Annotated in this window: 19 protein-coding genes; 10 read left to right on the forward strand and 9 right to left on the reverse strand. The window is 74.0% G+C overall.

The window, feature by feature from the left end; genetic code table 11:
- Window positions 1–5 precede the first annotated feature (5 nt).
- Genes AC3CCI_RS03490 through AC3CCI_RS03505 form a run of 4 tightly spaced genes read left to right on the forward strand, consistent with a single transcriptional unit; the run spans window position 6 to window position 4082 of the window.
- Window positions 6–1907 carry a hypothetical protein gene (locus tag AC3CCI_RS03490; protein ID WP_488628109.1) on the forward strand — a complete coding sequence of 634 codons (1902 nt, stop codon included), beginning with the start codon at window positions 6–8 and terminating at the stop codon, window positions 1905–1907.
- Window positions 1904–2629, forward strand: a complete 726-nt coding sequence (locus tag AC3CCI_RS03495; protein ID WP_488628110.1) for an ABC transporter ATP-binding protein — start codon at window positions 1904–1906, stop codon at window positions 2627–2629. The genes AC3CCI_RS03490 and AC3CCI_RS03495 overlap by 4 nt, the downstream gene beginning before the upstream one ends.
- A 9-nt stretch (window positions 2630–2638) precedes the next feature.
- The gene (moaA, locus tag AC3CCI_RS03500) at window positions 2639–3733 is read left to right on the forward strand and encodes a GTP 3',8-cyclase MoaA (RefSeq protein WP_488628111.1); all 1095 of its coding nucleotides are present in this window, start codon (window positions 2639–2641) and stop codon (window positions 3731–3733) included.
- A 1-nt stretch (window position 3734) separates the two neighbouring features.
- Window positions 3735–4082, forward strand: a complete 348-nt coding sequence (locus tag AC3CCI_RS03505) for a MoaD/ThiS family protein (protein ID WP_488628112.1) — start codon at window positions 3735–3737, stop codon at window positions 4080–4082.
- A 111-nt stretch (window positions 4083–4193) separates the two neighbouring features.
- Here the strand turns inward: AC3CCI_RS03505 and AC3CCI_RS03510 are convergent, their stop codons facing one another.
- The gene (locus tag AC3CCI_RS03510) at window positions 4194–5387 is read right to left on the reverse strand and encodes a ThiF family adenylyltransferase (protein WP_488628113.1); all 1194 of its coding nucleotides are present in this window, start codon (window positions 5385–5387) and stop codon (window positions 4194–4196) included.
- A 94-nt stretch (window positions 5388–5481) separates the two neighbouring features.
- Here AC3CCI_RS03510 and AC3CCI_RS03515 point away from each other — a divergent pair, with 94 nt between their 5' ends.
- Window positions 5482–7155: a glycosyltransferase family 39 protein gene (locus tag AC3CCI_RS03515; protein ID WP_488628114.1), complete on the forward strand. Its 1674-nt coding sequence runs from the start codon at window positions 5482–5484 to the stop codon at window positions 7153–7155.
- A 127-nt stretch (window positions 7156–7282) separates the two neighbouring features.
- Here AC3CCI_RS03515 and AC3CCI_RS03520 read toward each other — a convergent pair whose 3' ends face one another.
- The 7 genes from AC3CCI_RS03520 to rsmI all read right to left on the reverse strand — a co-directional run bounded on the left by AC3CCI_RS03520 (window position 7283) and on the right by rsmI (window position 14305).
- The gene (locus tag AC3CCI_RS03520) at window positions 7283–8221 is read right to left on the reverse strand and encodes a 4-(cytidine 5'-diphospho)-2-C-methyl-D-erythritol kinase (protein WP_354593652.1); all 939 of its coding nucleotides are present in this window, start codon (window positions 8219–8221) and stop codon (window positions 7283–7285) included.
- A 13-nt stretch (window positions 8222–8234) separates the two neighbouring features.
- Window positions 8235–8855 (reverse strand): hypothetical protein, encoded by a 621-nt coding sequence (locus AC3CCI_RS03525; RefSeq protein ID WP_488628115.1) that lies wholly within the window; start codon window positions 8853–8855, stop codon window positions 8235–8237.
- Window positions 8856–8858: 3 nt separating this feature from the next.
- Window positions 8859–9761: a 16S rRNA (adenine(1518)-N(6)/adenine(1519)-N(6))-dimethyltransferase RsmA gene (rsmA, locus tag AC3CCI_RS03530; protein ID WP_488628116.1), complete on the reverse strand. Its 903-nt coding sequence runs from the start codon at window positions 9759–9761 to the stop codon at window positions 8859–8861.
- Window positions 9761–10705, reverse strand: a complete 945-nt coding sequence (locus AC3CCI_RS03535) for a TatD family hydrolase (RefSeq protein WP_488628117.1) — start codon at window positions 10703–10705, stop codon at window positions 9761–9763. Before AC3CCI_RS03535 ends, rsmA begins: the two co-directional genes overlap by 1 nt.
- A complete protein-coding gene (gene metG / locus AC3CCI_RS03540) occupies window positions 10702–12270 on the reverse strand; it encodes a methionine--tRNA ligase (protein WP_354593656.1) in 1569 nt (522 codons plus the stop codon). Before metG ends, AC3CCI_RS03535 begins: the two co-directional genes overlap by 4 nt.
- Before the next feature lie 121 nt (window positions 12271–12391).
- The gene (locus AC3CCI_RS03545) at window positions 12392–13384 is read right to left on the reverse strand and encodes an NADP-dependent oxidoreductase (RefSeq protein ID WP_488628118.1); all 993 of its coding nucleotides are present in this window, start codon (window positions 13382–13384) and stop codon (window positions 12392–12394) included.
- Window positions 13385–13477: 93 nt separating this feature from the next.
- The gene (gene rsmI, locus AC3CCI_RS03550; RefSeq protein WP_488628119.1) at window positions 13478–14305 is read right to left on the reverse strand and encodes a 16S rRNA (cytidine(1402)-2'-O)-methyltransferase; all 828 of its coding nucleotides are present in this window, start codon (window positions 14303–14305) and stop codon (window positions 13478–13480) included.
- A gap of 46 nt (window positions 14306–14351) precedes the next feature.
- Here rsmI and AC3CCI_RS03555 point away from each other — a divergent pair, with 46 nt between their 5' ends.
- The 5 genes from AC3CCI_RS03555 to AC3CCI_RS03575 all read left to right on the forward strand — a co-directional run bounded on the left by AC3CCI_RS03555 (window position 14352) and on the right by AC3CCI_RS03575 (window position 19140).
- The gene (locus tag AC3CCI_RS03555; RefSeq protein ID WP_488628120.1) at window positions 14352–16091 is read left to right on the forward strand and encodes a dolichyl-phosphate-mannose--protein mannosyltransferase; all 1740 of its coding nucleotides are present in this window, start codon (window positions 14352–14354) and stop codon (window positions 16089–16091) included.
- Between the two features lie 126 nt (window positions 16092–16217).
- Window positions 16218–17510: an O-acetylhomoserine aminocarboxypropyltransferase/cysteine synthase family protein gene (locus tag AC3CCI_RS03560; protein ID WP_354593660.1), complete on the forward strand. Its 1293-nt coding sequence runs from the start codon at window positions 16218–16220 to the stop codon at window positions 17508–17510.
- Between the two features lie 6 nt (window positions 17511–17516).
- Complete coding sequence (locus tag AC3CCI_RS03565; RefSeq protein WP_354593661.1) at window positions 17517–18083, forward strand: CoA-binding protein; 567 nt, start codon at window positions 17517–17519, stop codon at window positions 18081–18083.
- A gap of 172 nt (window positions 18084–18255) precedes the next feature.
- Window positions 18256–18579: a rhodanese-like domain-containing protein gene (locus AC3CCI_RS03570; RefSeq protein WP_488628121.1), complete on the forward strand. Its 324-nt coding sequence runs from the start codon at window positions 18256–18258 to the stop codon at window positions 18577–18579.
- Window positions 18580–18618: 39 nt separating this feature from the next.
- The gene (locus tag AC3CCI_RS03575; RefSeq protein WP_488628122.1) at window positions 18619–19140 is read left to right on the forward strand and encodes a sulfurtransferase; all 522 of its coding nucleotides are present in this window, start codon (window positions 18619–18621) and stop codon (window positions 19138–19140) included.
- A gap of 30 nt (window positions 19141–19170) precedes the next feature.
- Here AC3CCI_RS03575 and AC3CCI_RS03580 read toward each other — a convergent pair whose 3' ends face one another.
- The gene (locus tag AC3CCI_RS03580; RefSeq protein WP_488628123.1) at window positions 19171–21213 is read right to left on the reverse strand and encodes a thioredoxin domain-containing protein; all 2043 of its coding nucleotides are present in this window, start codon (window positions 21211–21213) and stop codon (window positions 19171–19173) included.
- Window positions 21214–21221: the final 8 nt, after the last annotated feature.

Genomic DNA, 21221 nt, shown 5'->3' on the forward strand with positions numbered 1-21221 from the left:
GGGTCGTGGCGGCGGTCGCCGCGGCGACCGTCGTGGGGCTGCACGCCCTCGCCGAGAGCGAGGCGTTCGGGTCGCGCCCCCTCGGCAACGCCTTCGTGCTGGCCGCCGTGCCACCCCTGACCGTCGACCCCGACCCCGCCGCCACCCTGGGTCGGGTGGCCGACGGACTCGGCGTCGACCTCGCCCACGTCGAGGCCGACCCGTGGGCCCCCGAGACCGTGACGCACGTGTACCCGCTCCGAGGTGCCGTCGAGCAGCCCGTCACCCCTTGGTTGTCGCACGTCGTCCACCCTGGCGCCGACCTCGGCGACCGCGAGCTGCGGGGCACGTACACGACCGACGCCACGGGCGACGACTACGCGAGGCTGCTCGACCGCCTCGACGACGCCGGGTTCGCGCCACAGGACGCGCGGCAGTCCCTGGCCGGGACGGTGCCCGCCGTCCTGCGCAGCAGGCCCGTCGCCCTCGTCACCGTGGGCGTCGCCGTCCTGCTGCTCGCGACGGCCGCCCGCCAGGGACACCGACGGCGAGCGTCCACCGCACTCCGCACCGTCGTCGGTTGGCCCTCGTGGCGCTCCCGGGGACGCGACCTCGCGCCCGTCGCCGTCGCGACCGGCGCCGTGGTGCTCGTGGCCACCGGCGTCGTCCTCGGCGCCTGGGTCGTGGTCGCCGACCACCGTCGACCCGAGGTGGTGCTGCCCCTGTGGTCCGCCCTCGCCGCCGTCACGACGGCCGGGGTGCTGGCCGTCCACCTGGTCGCGCTGCCCGCCGCTGCCCCGCGGCGTCTGGTGGCGACCACGGTCGGCCGCCTCGACGCCCTCCGCCGCGAGGCGCTGCCGATCGCCCTGCACGTCGGCCTGGTCCTGGTCGTCGTCGCGGGCGTCGGCGTCGCCACGACCGCCCGCGACGCGACGCGGCAAATCGATCGAACGGTGGCGGCCGACCCCGACGCGTCGCGGTGGTGGTCGATGTGGGTCGGGGTCGCCGGCGCCACCGAGGAGGAGTTCCCGCGGCAGCTCGGCCCGATCGCGCGTCACCAGCTCGCGACCGGACGCGCCCGGCTGGCCGACCCCACGATCGTCCCCGGCATGGTGCTCCACCTGGCCCCGCCGAGCACGACCGGCGGCACCGACCCCGACACCCCTCTCGTGCGCGTCGACGCCCGACCGGCCGACCGTGAGGCGGCGCGGGCCGAGCTGGACCTCGTCCTCGACACGCACTGGGCGGTCGACGGGCAGGCCGCACCAGCCCGGCGGTACGAGTTCCGCGACCCGCCCGGGGACGAGCCCCCGGTGAGCCCCGTCACCTCGGGCCCGTTCGGCATCGACGTCCCGGTCCGGGTCGAGGCCGAGTTGCCGCTGGACGTCGTGCCCGACGAGATGCTCGCGGTCTCGGCCTTCAACGGCTGGATCGGCTTCGACGACCCCCGGGCCGTCGAGCGCGACCTCGCCCGGGCCGGGGTCGGCGGGCTGGTCTCCGCCTGGAAGAACGTCGCCGACGACCAACAGGACGTCCTACGAGCGAGCCGGCGGGAGACCCTGCTCGCGGTGGTGGTCGCCTCGTCGACGGGCCTCGTGCTCGTGCTCGGCACCGTCACCACGGCCCTGGTCGCCGCAGCCCGACGACGTCCGCGGGCCGACGCCCTCGCCCTCGCCGGACGCCGCCCCGGGCGGGCGTCCGCAGCCGATCTCGCCGTCGGCGCCGGCCTCACCGCCGCCGCAGCCCTCATGGCGGTCGCGGTGGTCCCCGCCGGCTTCGTGGTCAGCCCCCTGGCCCCGACGTCGGCGGCCCTGCTCGTCCTGGGCCTGACGGCGACCGACCTCACCACGCGGGTCGCGACCCTGTCGTGGACGCGACGCGCGTGGGCACCCCGCCCGCGCCTCCTGACCCCGAGAGAAGACGGATGACCGACACCGACCGACTGACGCTCCACCGGCTCGGCACCACCGTGGGCGGACGCACGCTCTGGACGGACGTCTCGACGACGCTCGACCCGGGCTCGGCCCTGGCCGTCGTGGGGCCGAACGGCAGCGGCAAGTCCACCCTGCTGGCGTGCCTCGCGGGCCTCCGAGCCCCCGACGAGGGCCGGGTGACCTTCGGCGGGACCGACGTGACCTCGCTCGGGCGGGCCCGGCTGCGGGCGTACCTCCGGACCACCTGCGGCGTGCTGCTGCAACGCGGCACGCTCGTGCCCGACTGGACGGTCGCCCAGAACGTGGGGGTGGTCCGCCCCGCCGGCCTCTCGCGACGGGACCGCGCCGCGGCCGTGCACCGGGCCCTGACGATGCTCGACCTCGACGACCGGGCGGGCAGCCTCGTCGCGCCGCTGAGCGGGGGCGAACGGCAACGCGTCGGCCTGGCCCGCCTCGTCGCGCAACGGCCCCGCCTCGTCGTCGCCGACGAGCCGACCTCGGCGCTCGACGACCGGGCCCGCGGCCTCGCCCTCGCCGCCCTGGCGACGCTGCGCGACGCCGGCACGACCGTCGTCGTGGCCACGCACGACCCGGTGGTCGTCGACTGGTGCGACGCCGTCCTCGACCCGTCGCGGACGGGTGACCGAGGGCCGCGGAACGAACGGAGGCGCGGGTCGTCCGAACCGGACACCGCACGTTCGGCCCGGCGGGCTTAACCTCGTCAGATGACCGTCTCGCTCGGACTGCCCACCATGCCCGGCCGGGCCTCCGCCGACGCCCTGCTGCCGCCCCGGCCGTCGAGCACCGCCGCCCCGGGCCTGCTCGACCGCTTCGGCCGCACCGCGACCGACCTGCGCGTCTCGCTGACCGACAAGTGCAACCTGCGCTGCACCTACTGCATGCCCGCCGAGGGCCTGCCGGCCCTGCCGCGAGAGCAGGCGCTGGACGCCGACGAGATCGTCCGGCTGGTCGGCATCGGCGTCCGGTCGCTCGGCGTCCGCCAGGTGCGGTTCACCGGGGGTGAGCCCCTGCTGCGCGCGGACCTGATCGACATCGTGCGCCGCGTCGCCGCGATCGAGCCGCGACCCGAGGTCTCGTTGACGACCAACGCCATCGGCCTGGCGCACCGGGCGCAGGCCCTCGCCGACGCCGGGCTCGACCGGGTCAACGTGTCGCTCGACTCGCTGCACGCCGAGACGTTCATGAAGGTGTCGCGTCGGCCGTTCCTCGACAAGGTGCTCGCCGGCGTCGACGCCGCGGCGGCCGCCGGTCTCACGCCGGTCAAGATCAACGCCGTCCTGCTGCCGGGCGTCAACGACCACGAGGCACCCGACCTGCTGGCCTGGGCGCTGCGCGGCGGCCACGAGCTGCGCTTCATCGAGCAGATGCCGTTGGACGCCGACCGGAGCTGGGACCGCGCCTCCTTCGTCACCTCACGCGACATCCACTCGCTGATCGCCACCCGCTTCGACCTCAGCCCCGCCGACGTCGACCGCGACGGCGCGCCCGCCGAGCTGTTCGACGCCGTGGGCCGCGGCGACGACGCCGGGCTGACGGGCCGCGTCGGCATCATCGCCTCGGTCAGCGAGCCGTTCTGCGCCGACTGCCGGCGGACGCGCATGACCGCCGAGGGCGGCATCCGCAGCTGCCTGTTCAGCGGCGGCGAGACCGGGCTGCGCGACCTGCTGCGCGGCGGCGCGAGCGACGACGAGCTCGCGGACGCCTGGCGCGGAGCCATGTGGGCCAAGCCCTCCGGCCACGGCATCGACGACCCCGACTTCGTGCAACCCGAACGCACCATGAGCGCCATCGGAGGCTGACGTGACGACCACCGACCCCCGCCCCACCACCGGGGCCGTCGCGACGGCCGACGACCCGGCGGCCTCCGTCGCGGCCACCGGCGTCTCGGCGACGCTGCGGTTCTTCGCGGCCGCCCGCACGGCCGTGGGACGCGACGAGCAGCGCGTCGAGGTGCCCGCGGGCGAGCGCCCCACGGTCGGCCGCCTGCTGACCGAGGTCCGGCCCGTCGAGGGCACCTCGGCCGCGGACTTCCGTGACGTCCTGATGCGCTGCTCGTTCTTGGTCGACGGCCTGACCACGCGCGACCGCGAGCAGCTCGTGCCCGACGGCGCCGTGATCGACGTCATGCCGCCCTTTGCCGGAGGCTGACCCCGACCCAGGCCCGGGTTCGGCGCCGGGGCCGAGCGAACCCAGGGTCGGTGCCGGTGCCGGTGCCGGTGCCGGTGCCGGTGCCGGTGCCGCCGACGGTGCCCCGAAGGGTCAGGCGCGAGGCGTCGGCGCGCCCTGCGCGAGCTGCCACCCGAGCATGCCGCCGTTCAGCACCGACACGTCGTAGCCGTCGCCGGCCAGCAGGTCGGCGGCCGCCCGGGCCCGCGGACCCCGCGCGCAGTACACGACTACCGGCTGCCCCGGGTCGAGCTCGGGCCGCTGACGCGTGCGGGTGCCGTACCCGGCCGCGAGCACGTCGCCCGGGATGTGCGCGAAGTCGTGCTCGTCGACCTCTCGCACGTCGAGCAGCGTGAAGGCGGTGCCACCGGCCGCGCGCGCCTCCAGCAGGCCCGCAAGACCGTCGGCGTCCACGTCGGGCCCCACGCCGTGGGCCGTCGTCGTCGCGGCGACGGCCCCGTCGCCGCTCGGGGCCGACGGCGAGGCCGAGGAGGCGCGGCGCGCGGCGTTCACCGTGGCCCGGGCCTCGGCCCGGTGCGGGGCACGGGCCAGACGGCTCTCGCGCCAGGTGCCGCCCAGGGCGTCGACCGTCACGACCCGGCCGAGCAGCGGCTCGCCGAGACCGGTCAACAGCTTGACCACCTCGCTCGCCATGCCCGTGCCGACGGTGCCGCAGAGCGGCCCCAGCACGCCGACGTCGGCACAGGACTCGTCCCAGCCCGAGGCGGGCGGAGCCGGGTGCAGGTCGCGGTAGTCGACCGCGCGGCCGTCGGGGGCGTCGTCCCAGAAGACGCTGAACTGGCCGTCCCAGCGGTTGACGCTGCCCCAGACGACGGGCAGGCCGCGCGCTGCCGCGGCGTCCGCGACGAGGTAGCAGGTGTCGAACGAGTCGCTGCCGTCGACCACCACGTCGTAGTCGTCGAGCAGGTCGACCGTGCGCTCGCCCAGTCGGAACGGGTGGGCGACGACGGTCACGTCGGGGTTCGCGGCGCGCACCCAGTCGGCGGCCGCTCGGGCCTTGGGGAACCCCACCTGGTCGGGCCGGAACAGCACCTGCCGTTGTAGGTTCGACAGGTCGACGGCGTCGTCGTCGACGATTCCCAGGGTTCCCACACCCGAGGCTGCGAGATATTGGATGACCGGCGCGCCCAGCCCGCCGGCCCCGACCACGAGCACCCTCGACGTCGCCAGACGCCCCTGGGAGCCCAGACCGAACCCCGGCAGGCGCACGCTGCGCGAGTAGCGCTCGCCCTCGGCGGGGTCGCCGCCGTGTCCACCGTCGCGCACGTCGGCACCGCGCGCGCCATCGCCGCGCGCGGCCACCCCGGGCGCGTCACCACCGTGTCGCGCGCGAGATCCGCCGAGAGGGGGAAGAGACGACATGACGAACCTCCAGAACCGGGCCGACGGTCGATCGACCGCGCCCACTGTATCCACGACGCCCGACACCGGGCGGAGCACGACCCTCGCGCGCCTCCTGCACGGGGGTCGTCTCGACGCCCTGCTGGTCGGCGTGCTCGCGGCCGCGATCTCGGGTGCCTTCCTCTGGGTGCCCTCGGTCTGGTACGACGAGGCGGCGACGGTCATCTCGGCCACGCGCAGCTGGGGCCAGCTCTGGCAGATGGTGCAGACCGTCGACCTCGTCCACGCCACGTACTACGCCTTCATGCACCTCTGGTTCGACGTGTTCCCCTACTCACCCGTCGCCTTGCGGGTGCCGAGCACCATCGTCACGGGTCTCGCCGCCGCCCTCACGGTGGTGCTGGCCCGGTCGCTCGCCGACCGCCGGACGGCCGTCGTGGCCGGCCTGCTGTTCTGCCTGATCCCCCGTGTGACGTGGATGGGCGGCGAGGGCCGCTCGTACGCCTTCTCGGCGATGTTCGCCGTCGCCCTCACCCTCGTGCTCGTCACGGCGGCCCGGCGCACCGCCGAGGTGGGCGAGACGCGCACCCGAGCGTCGGCCGTGCGCTGGTGGGTGGGCTACGCGGTGCTCGCCGTCGTGTCGGTGCTGTTCTTCCTGTACGTCGCCTTCGTGGTGGTCGGCCACGGCGTCACTCTGCTGCTGCAGTGGCGGCGCGAACGCCGCCGTCGGGCCGACGCCGGGCTGCCCGGCACGGCACCCGGCGGGTCGGCGGCCCACCCGCCCCTCGGCGACCGGGGCCCGCACGGGGCGCGGGGCGCGTTCGTCGGGTGGTTCTGCGGCGCCGCCGTGGCCGGTCTCGCCAGCCTGCCGGTGGTGTACTTCACGTCCGAGCAGAGCGGCCAGGTCGGCTGGCTCGACCGACCGGGCTTCGCCACGATCAACCAGGTGCTCACGACGCAGTGGTTCTACCAGAACGACCGCTTCGCCGTGTTCGGCTGGCTGCTCGTGGTCGCGAGCCTCGTCGTCGTCGGCGCCGGCCTCGTGCCGCGGGCCCGCGGCCTCGTCGCCGTCGTCCTGCCCTGGATGGTCGTGCCGACCGTCGGGCTCGTCGGCGTCTCGCTCGTGACCGAACCCCTCTACTCGCCGCGCTACCTCACGTTCGGCACTCCTGCGGTCGCCATCATGATGGCGGTCGCGGTGGCGGCGATCCCCTGGCGACGCGTCGTCGCCCTCGTGCTGCTGATCGCCCTCGTGCTCACCGCACCGACCTGGGAGCGCCAACGGCAGCCCGAAGCGAAGGACAGCGCCGCGTGGAACCAGGTCGCCGACCTCGTCACCGAGCAGCGAGCGCTCGAACCGGCCGGCACCACCGAGGGCGTCGTGTTCGGCCCGGTCCGGAGGCACCCCAAGGCCACCTCGCGCATCATCGAGAACACCTACCCCGCCGCGTTCGAGGGCATGTCGGACTTCACGCTCGAGACGCCCGCCGCCGAGACCGGGGGCCTGTGGGAGACCCAGCACCCGCTCGAGGACGTCATCGACCGCACCGACGACCTCGACGTCGTCTGGCTGATCACGAGCGACAAGCAGGACTGGCGCCCTCGCGTCACGGCCGACCTCGCCGCGAAGGGGTTCCACGTCGCGGACGAGTGGCACCTCACGCGCACCAACGTGCTCAAGTACGAGCGCTGACCCCACCGGACGGCCGCCCGTCGCCGAGACCCCGGAAACGCGCCGAGACCCCCCTGCGCGCGCGGGGGTCTCGGTGACTTCCTGGGGTCTCAGGGCCTGCGGCAGCAGCCTCCGCGGCCGCGGCGGGTCAGTCGGTGACGACGCGGGCGCCGTGCACGGGCCCCGTGGCCCGCACGACCGTGAGGCGCGCGGCGCTGAGGGCGATCTGCAGCTCGAGGGCGCCGTCGAGGTCGGGCGCGAGGAACGCCACCGTCGGTCCGGACCCCGAGACGACGCCGGCCAGCGCGCCGTTGCCCTCGCCGAGCTCGAGCACCTCGGCCAGGCCCGGCTGCAGGTGCAACGCCGGGGCCTGCAGGTCGTTGTGCATCGCGTCGGCGAGCATGCCGGGGTCGCCGGCCCGCAGGGCGTGCAGGACGCCGGCGTCGACGACGGGGTGCCGCACCGACCGGATCTCGCCCTGGTGGCGACGGCGGTGTGCGTCGAGCTCGTCGTAGACGCGGGGCGTGGACAGGCCGACGTCGGCGACGGCGAGCACCCACTGGAACTGCCCCTTCGCCAGGGCCGGGCTGAGCTCGTCTCCGCGGCCGGTGCCGATCGCGGTGCCGCCGGCGAAGGCGAACGGGACGTCTGCCCCGAGCCGGGCCGAGAGCCGCAGCAGTTCGTCGCGGCCCACGCCGGTGCCCCAGAGGGTGTCGCAGGCGAGCAGGGTGGCGGCCGCGTCGGCCGAGCCGCCGCCCATGCCGCCGGCGACGGGCACGGCCTTGTCGATGGTCAGCGCGACTCCCCCGGCGTAGCCGGTGGTCTCGGCCAGCAGGCGGGCGGCCTTGATCGCGAGGTTCGACTCGTCGGTCGGCACGCCGGACACGTCGATCGAGGGGCCCCCCGTGACCGCGACGGTGAACCCGTCGGCGTGACGCGCCCGCACGTCTTCGTAGAGCGAGACGGCCTGGTACGCGGTGGCGAGGTCGTGGTACCCGTCGTCCTGCAGGTCGCCGACGGCGAGGAAGACGTTGATCTTGCCCGGCGCACGCGTGTGGACCACGGTCGGGGCGGCCACGGACGTCATGGTTCCAACCTAGTCAGTTCTGGCGATCGCCCATGACCCCGAAGGCCCGCGTCAACCCCTCTTTCACGGGCTGGACGCGCTCGGGCAGGCGCAGGCCGCCCTGGGTCAGGGTGACCGAGCACTTCGGCCCCCCGGTCGGCACGACGCGCAGGTGCAGGGTGTCGCCGTGCGCGAGGGCCCACTCGGCGGTCGGGCCGGTCGCCGACCGCACCACGGCGACGGGGGCTCCGCCGGCGTACCCGGCGAACCGGTCGATCGCCAGGTCGAGCAGCTCGAGGGGCGCACCCCGCAGGCTCCGCCCCACGGTGACCGCGTAGCTGCCGTCGGGCTGACGCCCGGGCGGCTCGACGCCGCGCTCTTGCTCGTACCGCACCGTGATGCCCTCGGCCCACCAGGGCACGACCTCGAACTCGTCGACCAGGAGGCGCGAGATCTGTTCGTGCGACAGTCGCGTCGCCCCCGCGGCGTCGAGCCGCGCGAACCACTCGGCCGCACTGCGCCCCGTGCCGGAGCCGAGTCGCGCATCGCTGAGACGCTGGTCACCACGCCGCCGATCGGCAGGGCTCGACGCAGGACCCGGACCCGGACCCGGGCCGGCGGACGCGGCACCACGATCGTCCTTGCGTCGGGGCACGGCTCAGCCGGCCTCGACCTCGTCGACGTGCAGGACGGCCGAGACCGACGCCCCGGCGAGGGCGTCGACGTCGCTCGCGCGGGCCACGGCGAGGAAGTCGTCGACGGTCAGCTGCTCGCCCCGCTGCGTGGGCGCGAGGCCGGCACGTTCGAGCGCCTCGGACGCGGCGGACGACGACCCGTACAGCGACGACAGCGACTGGCGGAGCATCTTGCGTCGCTGCTGGAAGGCCGCGTCCACGAGGGCGAAGGTCGCCCGGCGTTCGAGTTCGCTGCCGCGGGCCGGCTTGCGGTCGAAGGCCACGAGGATGCTGTCGACGTTCGGCACCGGCCAGAAGACCTGCCGGCTGACCTGGCCCGCGGCCCGGAACTCGCCGTACCAGGCCGCCTTGATGCTCGGGCCGCCGTAGACCTTCGACCCCGGCTCGGCGGCGAGCCGCAGGCCGACCTCGGCCTGGACCATGACCAGGCCGTGCTCGAGCCCGTCGAAGTGCTCGAGGAAGTGCAGCAGCACCGGCACGCTGACGTTGTACGGCAGGTTGGCGACGAGGTGCGTCGGTCGGTCGGGCAGCGTCGTGACCCGCAGGGCGTCGTCGACCACGACCGTGAGGTCGGCCGCCGGCTGCAGCATCGCGACCGTCTTCGGCAGCTGCTCGGCGAGACGCTTGTCGATCTCGACGGCGACGACCCGGGCACCCGCCTCGAGCAACCCCAGCGTGAGCGAGCCGAGCCCGGGGCCGATCTCGACCACCGTCATGCCGGCCGAGACGCCCGAGGCCGCGACGATGCGGCGCACGGTGTTGGCGTCGTGGACGAAGTTCTGGCCGAGCTTCTTGGTCGGCTGGACGCCGAGCAGGTCGGCGAGGTCGCGGATCTCGGCGGGACCGAGCAGGGTGGCGCGCGACATCAGCCCTCGACCGTCACGGGTTCGCTGTCCCAGGTGCCGTAGACGAGCTCGGTCGTCGACGAGATCTGGGCGGCGAGCATCGACACGTCGGTGCCGATCGTCTCGGCCATCGAGCGCAGCGTGAAGGGGATCAGGTAGGGCGCGTTCGGCCGGCCCCGGTAGGGCACCGGGGTCAGGTAGGGCGCGTCGGTCTCGACCATGATCAGGTTGCGCGGCAGCTGCACCAGCGCGTCGCGCAGGGGCTGCGCGTTCTTGAACGTCACCGTGCCCGCGAAGGATGCGTACCAGCCGTTCTCGGCGAGGATGCTCGCCAGCTCGGGCCCGCCGCTGAAGCAGTGGAAGACGGTGCGTTCGGGCGCGCCCACCTCGAGCAGCAGGTCGACCACGTCGTCGTGGGCGTCGCGGTCGTGGATCTGCAGGGCGAGGCCGTGCCGCTTCGCGATCTCGACGTGACCACGGAACGCCTCGAGCTGGGCCGCACGACCGTCGTCGCCGGTGCGGAAGAAGTCGAGGCCGGTCTCGCCGACGGCGCGCACCCGGGGCCGGGCGGCGAGCTCGTCGAGTTCGGCCAGGGCCTCGTCGAGCGTGCCCGCGGCGGCGAGGGCCGGTGCCTCGTTCGGGTGGATCGCGACGGCGGCCAGCACGCGGGGCTCGCGGCTCGCGATCTCGGCCGACCACCGTGACGTCTCGAGGTCGGTGCCGACCTGGACGACGCCGCGCACGCCGACGGCCGAGGCGCGGTCGAGGTGCTCGCGGTAGTCGAGGGGGCCGTCGCCGTCGTCCCCCACGCCGTCGGCGATCTCGAGGTGCGTGTGGTTGTCGTAGACCGGGACGACCAGCGGCTGAGGAGGCGCGGGGTACGTCAGGTCGCGCTTCTGGTCGCCGCCGGACGAACGGTGCCGGACGTGGCTGGCGGGCTCGCCGGCGGGCGTGTCACCGCTCATTTCGCCGGCTCGGGCTGGTCGATGCGGGGGAAGAGCCCGGCGGCGAGCGGCTGGACCGTCGGAGCGCTCGACCACTCGGCGGCCCGGTCGACGGGCTGGCTGGTCAGCTCGCCCTGCCCGATGGACTGCCACAGGGTGTGCGTGGCCGTCGGGACGAACGGCGACAGCAGCACCGTCAGCGTGCCGAGGCCCCGCAGGGCCGTGGCGAGGACGGTGCCGAGGCGCTCGCGCTGCGAGTCGTCCTTCGCGATGGCCCAGGGCTCCTGCTCGGTGATGTAGCCGTTCAGCTGGTCGACCAGCTGCCAGATCGAGGCGAGGGCCTCGTTGATGGCGAACCGGTCGATCGCGGCGTCGGCCTCGGCGGTGACCCGCAGTTCGGTCTCGCGGACGGCGAGGTCGGCCTCGGTCAGGTCGCCCGCGACCGGGACGACGCCGTCGAAGTAGCGCGTGACCATGGCGACGACGCGCGAGGCGAGGTTGCCGAAGCCGTTGGCCAACTCGGCCTGGTAGCGGGCCGCGATGTCCTCCCAGCTGAAGTTGCCGTCCTGACCGAAGGTGATGGCGCGCATGAAGTAGTACCGGAACGCGTCGGCGCCGAAGACGTCGGTGATCTGCTGCGGGGCGATGCCGGTCAGCTTCGACTTCGACATCTTCTCGCCGCCGACGAGCAGCCAGCCGTGCCCGAAGACGTTCTTCGGCACGGGCAGCCCGGCGGCCATGAGCATGGCGGGCCAGATGACGGCGTGGAACCGCACGATGTCCTTGCCGACCAGCTGCACGGCCGGCCAGCGACGTGCGAACTCGTCGTCGTCGACGCCGTAGCCGATCGCGGTGACGTAGTTCAGCAGGGCGTCGAACCAGACGTACACGACGTGCTTCTCGTCCCAGGGCACCTTGACGCCCCAGTCGAAGCTCTGACGTGAGATGGAGAGGTCGCGCAGGCCCTGCTTGACGAACGAGACGACCTCGTTGCGCACCGAGTCGGGCTGCACGAAGTCGGGCTGCGACTCGTAGAGGTCGAGCAGGCGCTGCTCGAAGTCGCTCATGCGGAAGAAGTAGTTGCTCTCTTGCAGCACCTCGACCGGGATGCTGTGGATCGCGCAGACCTGCTCGCCCTCGTAGGCGCCGGTGCCGGGCACGAGGTCGCTCGGCTGCTTGTACTCTTCGCAGCCGACGCAGTAGAAGCCCTCGAACTCGCCCTGGTAGATGAAGCCGTCGTCGTACAGCTTCTGCAGGAACTTCTGCACGCCGGCCTCGTGGCGGGCGTCGGTGGTGCGGATGAAGTCGTCGTTGGCGATGTCGACCGTCTCGAGCAGGGGCTTCCAGGCCTCGGTCACGAGCTTGTCGGCCCACTCTTGCGGCGTCACGCCGTGGCTCGTGGCGGTGCGCAGGATCTTCTGGCCGTGCTCGTCGGTGCCGGTCAGCAGCCAGGCGTCGTCGCCCCGCTGACGGTGCCACCGGGCGAGCACGTCGGCCGCGACCTCGGTGTAGGCGTGACCGATGTGCGGCACGTCGTTGACGTAGAAGATGGGCGTTGCGATGAAGAAGGAGTCGCCGGCGGGCATGGGGACCATCTTAGGTGGGGGCACCGACGGAGTGACGCGACCCGCGCCTCCTGCGTCCGTCGTCGGGACGAGGAGGCGCGGGTCGCGTCGACCGCCGGGGTCGCGGGTGCGCCCCGGCCGGTCAGGTCGCGGGGTGGTCGTCGGTGCGGTCGTCCGACCCGGCGCGGTCGCCCGAGCGCTCGCCCGGGTACTCGACGACGTCGAGCCCGAGGACGTACTTGCCGCGGGCGTGGCCGTCCTCGAGGTCGCGGTAGGCGTCCTTGACCTCGTCGAGCGGGAAGATGCCGTCGATCGGCACCATGATCTTGTTCGTCGAGATGAGGTCGAGCAGCTCGGACAGGACGGCCTGGCTCGTGGCCTGGGCACTGCCCTCGGCCTTGACGCCGTGCTCCTCCGCCGCGGCGAAGTCGATGATCGTGTCGATGCGCCGGGGGGCGACGCCGAGCTCGAGCGCGTACCCGACGTTGCCGTGGCCGAAGCAGTCGACGTACGCGTCGACGCCCTGCGGCGCGGCCTCGCGGATGCGGTCGACGACGCCGTCGCCGTACTCGACGGGCGTCACGCCGAGCTGGCGCAGGAAGTCGTGGTTGCGCTCGCTGGCGGTGCCGATCACCGTGAGGCCGCCGAGCACGGCGAGCTGCGACACCATCACGCCGACCCCGCCGGCCGCGGCCGACACGACCAGCGTGTCGCCCTCGGTCGCCTGCACGGCGCGCAGGGCGGCGTACGCGGTGGGGCCGGTCACGCTGATGCTGCCGGCGACCTCCCACGGGACGTTCTCGGGCTTGGCCACGAGCTCGTCGTGGTCGACGACGACGAACTCGGCGTGCGAGGACCGGTTCGCCCAACCGACGACCTCGTCGCCCACCGACCACTCGTCGACGCCCGCCCCGACCTCGTCGACGACGCCGGCGAAGTCCGTGCCCTGCCCCGACGGGAACGCCGCGGGGAACGCGTCGTGCATGAGCCCCGCGCGGATCGCCGCCTCGCCGGGGTTGAGTCCGGCCGCCTTGACGGCGACCACGACCTGACCCGGGCCCGCCTCGGGCTTCGCCACCTGCTCGACCCTGAGCTCGTCGATGTCGCCGTACTGCTCGAAACGGACCGCCTTCATGCCGTGCCTCCTGCTCGTGGGGGGCCGCGCCTCCGGCGGGCGCGCACCTGCGTCGAGCTTGCACCCGCCGCGCTGGACGGGGTACGGCCCGCCCTACGCGCGGGGCGGACGGGCGGCGAGGGCGGCCTGGTAGAGGTCGCGCCTCGACAGCCCCGTGGCGGCGGCCACGTCGGTGGTGGCCTCTTTCAGGCGGGTGCCGTCGGCGACGAGCGCCTGCACCTGCGCGAGCCCGGCCGCGAGGTCGACGACGCGCTCGGGGGCGCCCTCGACCACGACGCAGATCTCGCCCCGGACGCCCTCGGCGGCCCACGAGGCGAGCTCGGCCGCGGTGCCGCGACGCACCTCTTCGTGCAGCTTGGTCAGCTCACGGCAGACCACCACCCGACGCGTGGCGCCGAGGGCCGTGACGAGGTCGCCCAGCGAGTCCGCCAGGCGGTGGGGCGACTCGAAGAACACCATCGTGCGGCGCTCGTCGGCGAGGGCGGAGAGCACGCGCAGCCGGTCGCCCTGCTTGCGCGGCAGGAAGCCCTCGAAGCCGAACCGGTCGGTCGGCAGCCCCGACACCGCGAGCGCCGTCAGCACGGCCGACGGGCCGGGGATCGACGTCACCGTCACGCCGGCCGCGGCCGCGGCCTCGACGAGCGGGAACCCCGGGTCGCTGATGGCGGGCATGCCGGCGTCGGTCAGGACGACGACGTCGGTGGTGCGGGCCAACTCGACGATCTCGCCCGCCTTCTCGCGCTCGTTGTGCTCGTGCAGCGCGATGAGGCGGGGCCGGTTCTCGACGCCCAGGGCACGCATCAGGTGGATGGCCGTGCGGGTGTCCTCGGCGGCGACGACCTCGGCGTTCGAGAGCGTCTCGACCAGACGGCGGCTGGCGTCGCCGAGGTTGCCGATGGGGGTGGCGGCGAGCACGATCACCCGACCATTGTCCCCCGGCACCGGACCGCACAATTACGATGGCCCGATGACGACCGGGGCCGAGCGCGAATTCGACGCGCTCGTCGAGGACGACACCGCGCCTCCTGCCCGTCCGACGGTCGGCGCGCCGGCCGCGGCGTCCGGCACCTCGACCACGGCGGCGCCCGGTGAGACGACCGGCGAGGCGCCCGGCGTCGACCCGTCGCGCCCCCCGGTCCGCACGGCTCCCGCGACCCGGCTCGACGCCTGGTGGGGTCGCGTGCTGCGCACCCCGGCCAGGAGGCGCGCCTGGGCCTGGGCGGGCCCGCTCGCGGTCACCCTGCTCGCCGCCGCGCTGCGGCTGTGGCACCTGAACACGCCCTCGACCCTGGTGTTCGACGAGACCTACTACGTCAAGGACGCCTGGTCGTTGTTCAACCTCGGGTACGAGGGGTCGTGGCCGGCCGACTACGACCCGACGTTCGCCGCGGGCGGGGTCGACGGGTTCCTCGCGGCGCCGTCGTTCGTGGCGCACCCGCCGCTCGGCAAGTGGCTGATCGGCCTGGGCATGGCCGCCGTCGGTCCCCAGGACCCGGCGGGCTGGCGCATCAGCACGGCGGTCGTCGGCATCCTGGCGGTGGCGCTGGTGGCGGTCATCGGGTCGCTGCTGCTGCGGTCGACGCTGCTCGGCACGCTGGCCGGGTTCTTCCTCGCGATCGACGGGCACGCGATCGTCATGTCGCGGGTGGCGCTGCTCGACGGCTTCGTCATGTTCTTCGGCCTGCTGGCGTTCGGTGCGGTGCTGCTGGACCGTCGGCAGAGCGCCCGGCGGCTCGAGGCCTGGCGGGCGAGGAGGCGCGGCGCCGGTCGCGACCTCGCCTGGGGCCCCGCCCTGTGGTCGCGTCCCTGGTTGGTGACCGCCGGGCTCCTGTGCGGCCTGGCGACGGCCGTCAAGTGGAACGGCCTGTACTTCCTGGCGTTCTTCGCCGTCTACTCCGTCGTCGTCGACATGCTGGCGCGTCGACGCGCCGGGGTCGAGTTCTGGCTGTCGGGCACCCTGTTCAAGCAGGCGCCGGTGAGCTTCGTGCTGACCGTGCCGATCGCCGTGGTGGCCTACCTCGCGAGCTGGACCGGCTGGTTCGTCACCTCGGGCGGGTACTACCGCACCTGGGTCGAGGACGGCGGCACCCGCTGGACGGGCGCCCTGGCCTGGGTGCCCGACGTGGTGCAGAACTTCTGGCACTACCAGGCGGGCGTCTACGGGTTCAACGTGGGCCTGCACACGCCGCACGCGTACCAGGCGAACCCCCTCACCTGGCTGCTCATGCTGCGACCGACGAGCATGTACTACCAGGGGTTCGACGAGGGCCAGGGCGGGTGCGACGTGGCCCGCTGCGGCGAGGCCATCACCTCGATCGCCAACCCGTTGATCTGGTACGCGGCCGTCGCGGCCTGCCTGTACCTCGTCTACCGCGTCGCCCGCCACCGCGAGTGGCGGCACGGGGCGATCCTGGTCGGCGTCGCGGCGGCCTACCTGCCGTGGTTGGCGTTCACCGACCGCACGGTGTTCCAGTTCTACACGATCGCCTTCGAGCCCTACCTCGTGCTCGGCCTCGCCGCCGTGCTCGGCATCGTCCTCGGCGGGCGCACCGACGACCCGTCGCGGCGACTCAGCGGCATCGGCGTGACGGCGATCGTCGTCGTGGCCGCGATCGCCGTCTCGGTCTTCTTCTACCCGCTCTGGACGGCCCAGCTCGCCGACTGGGAGTTCATCCGCCTGCACTACTGGATCCCCAGCTGGAAGTAGCGGCCCCGGCATCGGGGCGCCGAGGGGTCCCCACGTCTCGTCCCCGGGTGGGAGGCGCGGGCCGGTTCTGTTCCGCCGTGTGACGCGGCGAGTCCCCGCGTGACGACCAGCGGCTAGCGTGGGCACATGGCAGATCGTGAGTACGGCTTCCGCACGCGGGCGATCCACGCGGGCAACATCCCCGACGCGGCGACGGGGGCTCGGGCGCTGCCCATCTACCAGTCGAGCGCGTTCGTGTTCGACGACACCGAAGACGCCGCGGCGCGGTTCGCCCTGCAGAAGTACGGCAACATCTACAGCCGCCTCGCCAACCCGACCACCGCCTCCTTCGAAGAGCGCGTCGCGAGCCTCGAGGGCGGACTCGGCGCGGTGGCCACGTCGAGCGGGCTCAGCGCCCAGTTCGTGACCTTCGCCTCGCTCGCCGGCGCCGGCGACCACATCGTCGCCAGCGCCAACCTGTACGGCGGGTCGATCACCCAGCTCGACGTCACCCTGCGCCGGTTCGGCGTCGAGACGACCTTCGTGCAGTCCTCCGACCCGGCCGACTACGCCGCGGCGATCACGCCCGAGACGAAGCTGCTGTTCGTCGAGACCGTGGCCAACCCGTCGGGCGAGGTCGCCGACCTCGAGGGCCTCGCCGACGTCGCGCATGCGCACGGCCTGCCCCTGATCGTCGACTCGACGATCGCGACGCCGTACCTCAACCGGCCGATCGAGTGGGGCGCCGACGTCGTCGTGCACTCGGCCACGAAGTTCCTCGGCGGGCACGGCACCACGCTCGGCGGCGTCGTGGTCGAGTCGGGCCGCTTCGGCTGGGACAGCGAGCGCTTCCCCCTCTTCGACCAGCCCGTGCCGAGCTACGGCGGGCTGAACTGGTCGGGCAACTTCGGCGAGTACGCCTTCCTCACCCGCCTGCGCGCCGAGCAGCTGCGCGACATCGGCCCGGCCCTCGCCCCGCACTCGGCCTTCCTGCTGGCGCAGGGCGTCGAGACCCTGCCGTTCCGCATGCAGGCCCACGTCGACAACGCCCGGCAGGTGGCCGAGTGGCTCGACGCCGACCCGCGCATCGAGCGCGTGCGGTGGGCCGGGCTGCCCGGGCACCCGCACCACGAGCGCGCGGCCAAGTACCTGCCGAAGGGCCCCGGTTCGGTCTTCACGTTCGAGCTGAAGGGCGGTCGTCCGGCCGGCAAGACCTTCATCGAGTCGGTCGAGCTCGCCAGCCACCTCGCCAACATCGGCGACGCCAAGACGCTCGTGATCCACCCCGGCTCGACCACCCACGCCCAGCTCAGCGAGCAGCAGCTCGTCGACGCCGGCGTGCTGCCCGGCTCGGTGCGCATCAGCGTCGGCATCGAAGACCCCGACGACATCATCCACGACCTCGACCAGGCGCTGGCCGCGGCGACGAGAGGCGAGTGACCCGACGTGACCGACACCGTCACCACCCAGCTGACCAACGGCCTGACCTGCGAGCTGCCCTCGTCGTCGCCCCTCGCCAAGCTGCTGAGGTCGCAGCGCACGTGGGTGGGGCCCACGGCGCGTGAGCGCCAGGCGATCCTGCGGGGCGCGAAGAGCGTCGCCGTGGTGGGCGCCTCGCCGAACCCGAGCCGGTCGAGCTCGTTCGTCGGCACGTACCTGCAGCAGTCCACCGACCTCCGCGTCTACTTCGTCAACCCCCGGGCCGACACGATCCTCGGCCAGAAGGCCTACCCCGACCTCGCCTCCCTGCCCGAGGTGCCCGACATCGTCGACGTGTTCCGCAAGGCGTCCGACATCCGGTCGGTCGTCGACGACGTGCTCGCCGTCGGCGCGAAGACGATCTGGGTGCAGCTCGGCATCTACGACGAAGAGGCCGCGCGGTACGGCGAGGAGAAGGGCCTGACCGTCGTGATGGACCGCTGCATGAAGGTCGAGCACGCGCGGTTCAACGGGGGCCTCAACCTGATGGGCTTCGACACCGGGGTGATCAGCGCCAAGAAGGCCGGTCGCTGAGCCGACCCCCCGGCTCGACCGTCGACGGGCACGCGGACGCCGGTGCGGATGCGGGTGCGGACGTCGTCTCGGACGCCGGTGCGTACGCCGGCACGGGTGACGCGGTCGACGTTGTGACGCTTCATTGCTCGCGCACTGGTCGATGTCACCGGCCGCCGTTACCGTGGGCGCCATGGCACCCGTCCTCACCTCGCCCGTCGTCTCGACGCAGTGGCTCGCCGACCACCTCGGCGCCGACGACCTGACGATCGTCGACGCCACCGTGCTCGCCGAGGTCGGCGGCGACGGGGGCGCCGACCCCGCGTCCGTCTCGTACGCGACCGGGCGCGACCGGTTCGAACGCGACGGGCACGTGCCGGGGGCCGTGCTCGCCGACCTCCTCGCCGACTTCAGCGACCCCGGCTCCGACCTGCCCTTCGCCCGACCGGGCGTCGACCGGTTCCAGGCCGCGACCTCCGCCCTCGGCATCTCGAACGGCAGCACCGTCGTCGTCTAAGACACCCTCGACGGCCGGTGGGCCTCGCGACTGTGGTGGTTGTTCCGCGCCTACGGCCACGACGCCGTGGCGGTCCTCGACGGCGGGTGGTCGCACTGGCTGGCGCAGGGCAAGCCCTACGACCTGGGCGACGTCCGGCCGACCCCCGCGCGGTTCGTGGCGACCGAGCGGCCCGGGCACTGGGTCGACAAGGCCTTCGTCGAGTCCGTGGTGGCCGGTGACGAACGCGCGACCCTCGTCTGCGCGTCGCCCCGCGACGAGTTCGACGGCGTCTCGGGCCCGCTGGCGCGCGCCGGGCACATCCCCGGCAGCGTCAGCGTCCCGTCCGGGTCCCTCCTGGCCGACGACGGCACCCTCGTGCGCGACTCCGTGCTGCGCGAGCGCGTGGCGCTCGTGCCCGACGAGCCGCGCACGGTCGTCTACTGCACCTCCGGGGTGTCGGCCAGCGTCGACGCCCTCGCGTTCGCCGTCCTCGGTCGCCACGACGTCTCGGTCTACGACGGCTCGCTGGCCGAGTGGGTCACCGACCCCGCGGCGCCCCTCGTCCCCGTCGCCGCCTGACGCCGCCGGCGCCCTCCCCCGACGACCCGCTCAGTCGACCACGAGGAGGTCGTCGAGTGCCCGCACGTCGGTGACGGGCAGGCGGCAGACGAAGTCGCGGCACAGGTAGGCGGTGGGCACGCGCCCGGGGGCCGAGCGACCGGCGAACAGCTCGAAGCCCGCGTGCGCGAAGGCGACCAGCGCCTCCTCGTCCAGCACCGCGGCGATGCTGCCGGGCCGGACGAGATCGCGCGCCCGCCGCGCGAGGCCGTCGTCGCCGCCGGTCGCGGCGGCACCCGACGGCTCGACGACGACCAGCTGCGTCAGCGGTGCGTCGAGCGAGACGAGCAGTCCGAACGCGGCTCCGTGGGCGAGCGGGTTGTCGAGGGCCGAGCCGGCCACCTCGGCGACGAGCCTCTCGGCGACCGAGCGGTACCGCGCCTCCCCCGTGAGCTGGTGCAGCGTCAGGGCCGCCGCCGCGATCGCGCTGCGCCCCGACGGGTAGGCCCCCTCGCTCGGGTCGCTCGTGAGCGCGACGCCCTGCGCGACGAGCACCGGGTCGCCGCCCGACGGTGCCGCGACGATTCGCGGGTCGGCCTCGTCGAGCAGGCAGGCGTCGACGAACCCCCGAGCGGCGATCGCGTACCGGGCCTCGCCCGTCGCCGACGACAGGGCCAGGAGGCCGGAGGCGAACAGGCCGTGGTCCTCGAGGGTCGCGACCGCCGCCGACACGGCCGACCCCACGGAGGCGCGCAGCAGTCGACCGTCGCCCGTCACGTGCCGCGCGAGCAGCAGGTCGGCCGCGGCGGTCGCGGCGTCGATCCACTCGGGGCGGTCGTGCCGGGCGCCGGCCTCGGCGAGCGCGGAGATCGCCAGGCCGTTCCAGCCGGTCAGCACCTTGTCGTCGACGGGCGGAGGGTCGAGCGTCGCCCGTCCCTCGGCGTCGCGCCGGTAGTAGCCGCCCTCGTCGCGGACGCCGTCGATCGTGCTCTCGCTGTCCTGCGCCGAGCCGAAGGCCCCGTCGGTCGTCCGCAGTCGCGAACTCAGGAAACCGGCGATGCCGGCGGCCACTCGGACCGGATCTGCGGCGACGATCTCCTGAGTTGCCGACCTCGGAACGGGGTTCGGTTCATCAGCGGGGCTCGCGCCGGCTCGGGAGCCCGGATCGGCCGCGGAGCCCGGGTCGGCCGCAGGCCCCGCGTCGACGGGAGCCGGGTCGAGCACGGACAGCCGTGAGTACGCCAGCAGCAGCTGCGCGTTGTCGTAGAGCATCCGCTCGTAGTGCGGCTCGGACCAGTCGCGGCGCACCGCGTACCGGAAGAACCCGCCCTCGACCGGGTCGCGCAGCGGCGACGCGGCCATGCGGGCGAGGGTGCGCGACACGAGCTCGAGCGCCCCGTCGTCTCCGCCAGCACCGAGGGCGAGCAGCGCCAGCTGGGCCGGGGCCGTGGGGAACTTGGGCGCCCCGCCGAAGCCGCCGTGCTCGCGGTCCTCGTGGGCGGCGAGGCGGGCGACGGCGTGGGCGAGCTCGGGCCGTCCCGGCAGGGCGACCCCGGCGTCGGAGCGAGGAGGCGCGGTGCCCGTGACCGACGCCGCCCCCGCGGCCAGCGCCTCCTGGACGGCCGACGCGGTCGCGTCGACCTCGCCGCGGCGGGTCGTCCACGCGTCGGTGACGGCGTCGAGCACCTGCCGGAACGCCGGTCGGCCCTGCACCGGGACCGGCGGGAAGTACGTGCCCGCGTAGAACGGGCGGCCCTCGGGCGTGACGAAGACGGTCAGCGGCCAGCCGAGGCCCTCGGTGAACGCCGACGCGGCCGCGAGGTAGCTCGAGTCGACGTCGGGGTGTTCCTCGCGGTCGACCTTGACCGAGACGAACCCGGCCGAGAGCTGGGCCGCGACCTCGGGGTCGGAGAAGCTCTCGCGCGCCATGACGTGGCACCAGTGGCAGGTCGAGTAGCCGATCGACACCATCACGGGCACGTCGCGCTCGGCGGCCTCGGCGAACGGCGCCGGTCCCCACGCCCGCCACTCGACCGGGTTGTCGGCGTGCGACCTGAGGTACGGGCTGACGGCGTCTCGCAGCTGGTTCGGCATGCGGGCCA

This window comes from Frigoribacterium sp. CF331, assembly GCF_057787905.1.

Bases quoted from the DNA above. Each gene is read 5' to 3' on its own strand.
- AC3CCI_RS03570 (WP_488628121.1), top strand. From the start codon at position 18,256: ATGGCACCCGTCCTCACCTCGCCCGTCGTCTCGACGCAGTGGCTCGCC.
- rsmA (WP_488628116.1), bottom strand. From the start codon at position 9,761: ATGTCGCGCGCCACCCTGCTCGGTCCCGCCGAGATCCGCGACCTCGCC.
- AC3CCI_RS03520 (WP_354593652.1), bottom strand. From the start codon at position 8,221: ATGACGTCCGTGGCCGCCCCGACCGTGGTCCACACGCGTGCGCCGGGC.
- metG (WP_354593656.1), bottom strand. From the start codon at position 12,270: ATGCCCGCCGGCGACTCCTTCTTCATCGCAACGCCCATCTTCTACGTC.
- AC3CCI_RS03555 (WP_488628120.1), top strand. From the start codon at position 14,352: ATGACGACCGGGGCCGAGCGCGAATTCGACGCGCTCGTCGAGGACGAC.
- moaA (WP_488628111.1), top strand. From the start codon at position 2,639: ATGACCGTCTCGCTCGGACTGCCCACCATGCCCGGCCGGGCCTCCGCC.
- AC3CCI_RS03560 (WP_354593660.1), top strand. From the start codon at position 16,218: ATGGCAGATCGTGAGTACGGCTTCCGCACGCGGGCGATCCACGCGGGC.
- AC3CCI_RS03495 (WP_488628110.1), top strand. From the start codon at position 1,904: ATGACCGACACCGACCGACTGACGCTCCACCGGCTCGGCACCACCGTG.
- AC3CCI_RS03515 (WP_488628114.1), top strand. From the start codon at position 5,482: ATGACGAACCTCCAGAACCGGGCCGACGGTCGATCGACCGCGCCCACT.
- AC3CCI_RS03580 (WP_488628123.1), bottom strand. From the start codon at position 21,213: ATGCCGAACCAGCTGCGAGACGCCGTCAGCCCGTACCTCAGGTCGCAC.
- AC3CCI_RS03545 (WP_488628118.1), bottom strand. From the start codon at position 13,384: ATGAAGGCGGTCCGTTTCGAGCAGTACGGCGACATCGACGAGCTCAGG.
- AC3CCI_RS03535 (WP_488628117.1), bottom strand. From the start codon at position 10,705: ATGAGCGGTGACACGCCCGCCGGCGAGCCCGCCAGCCACGTCCGGCAC.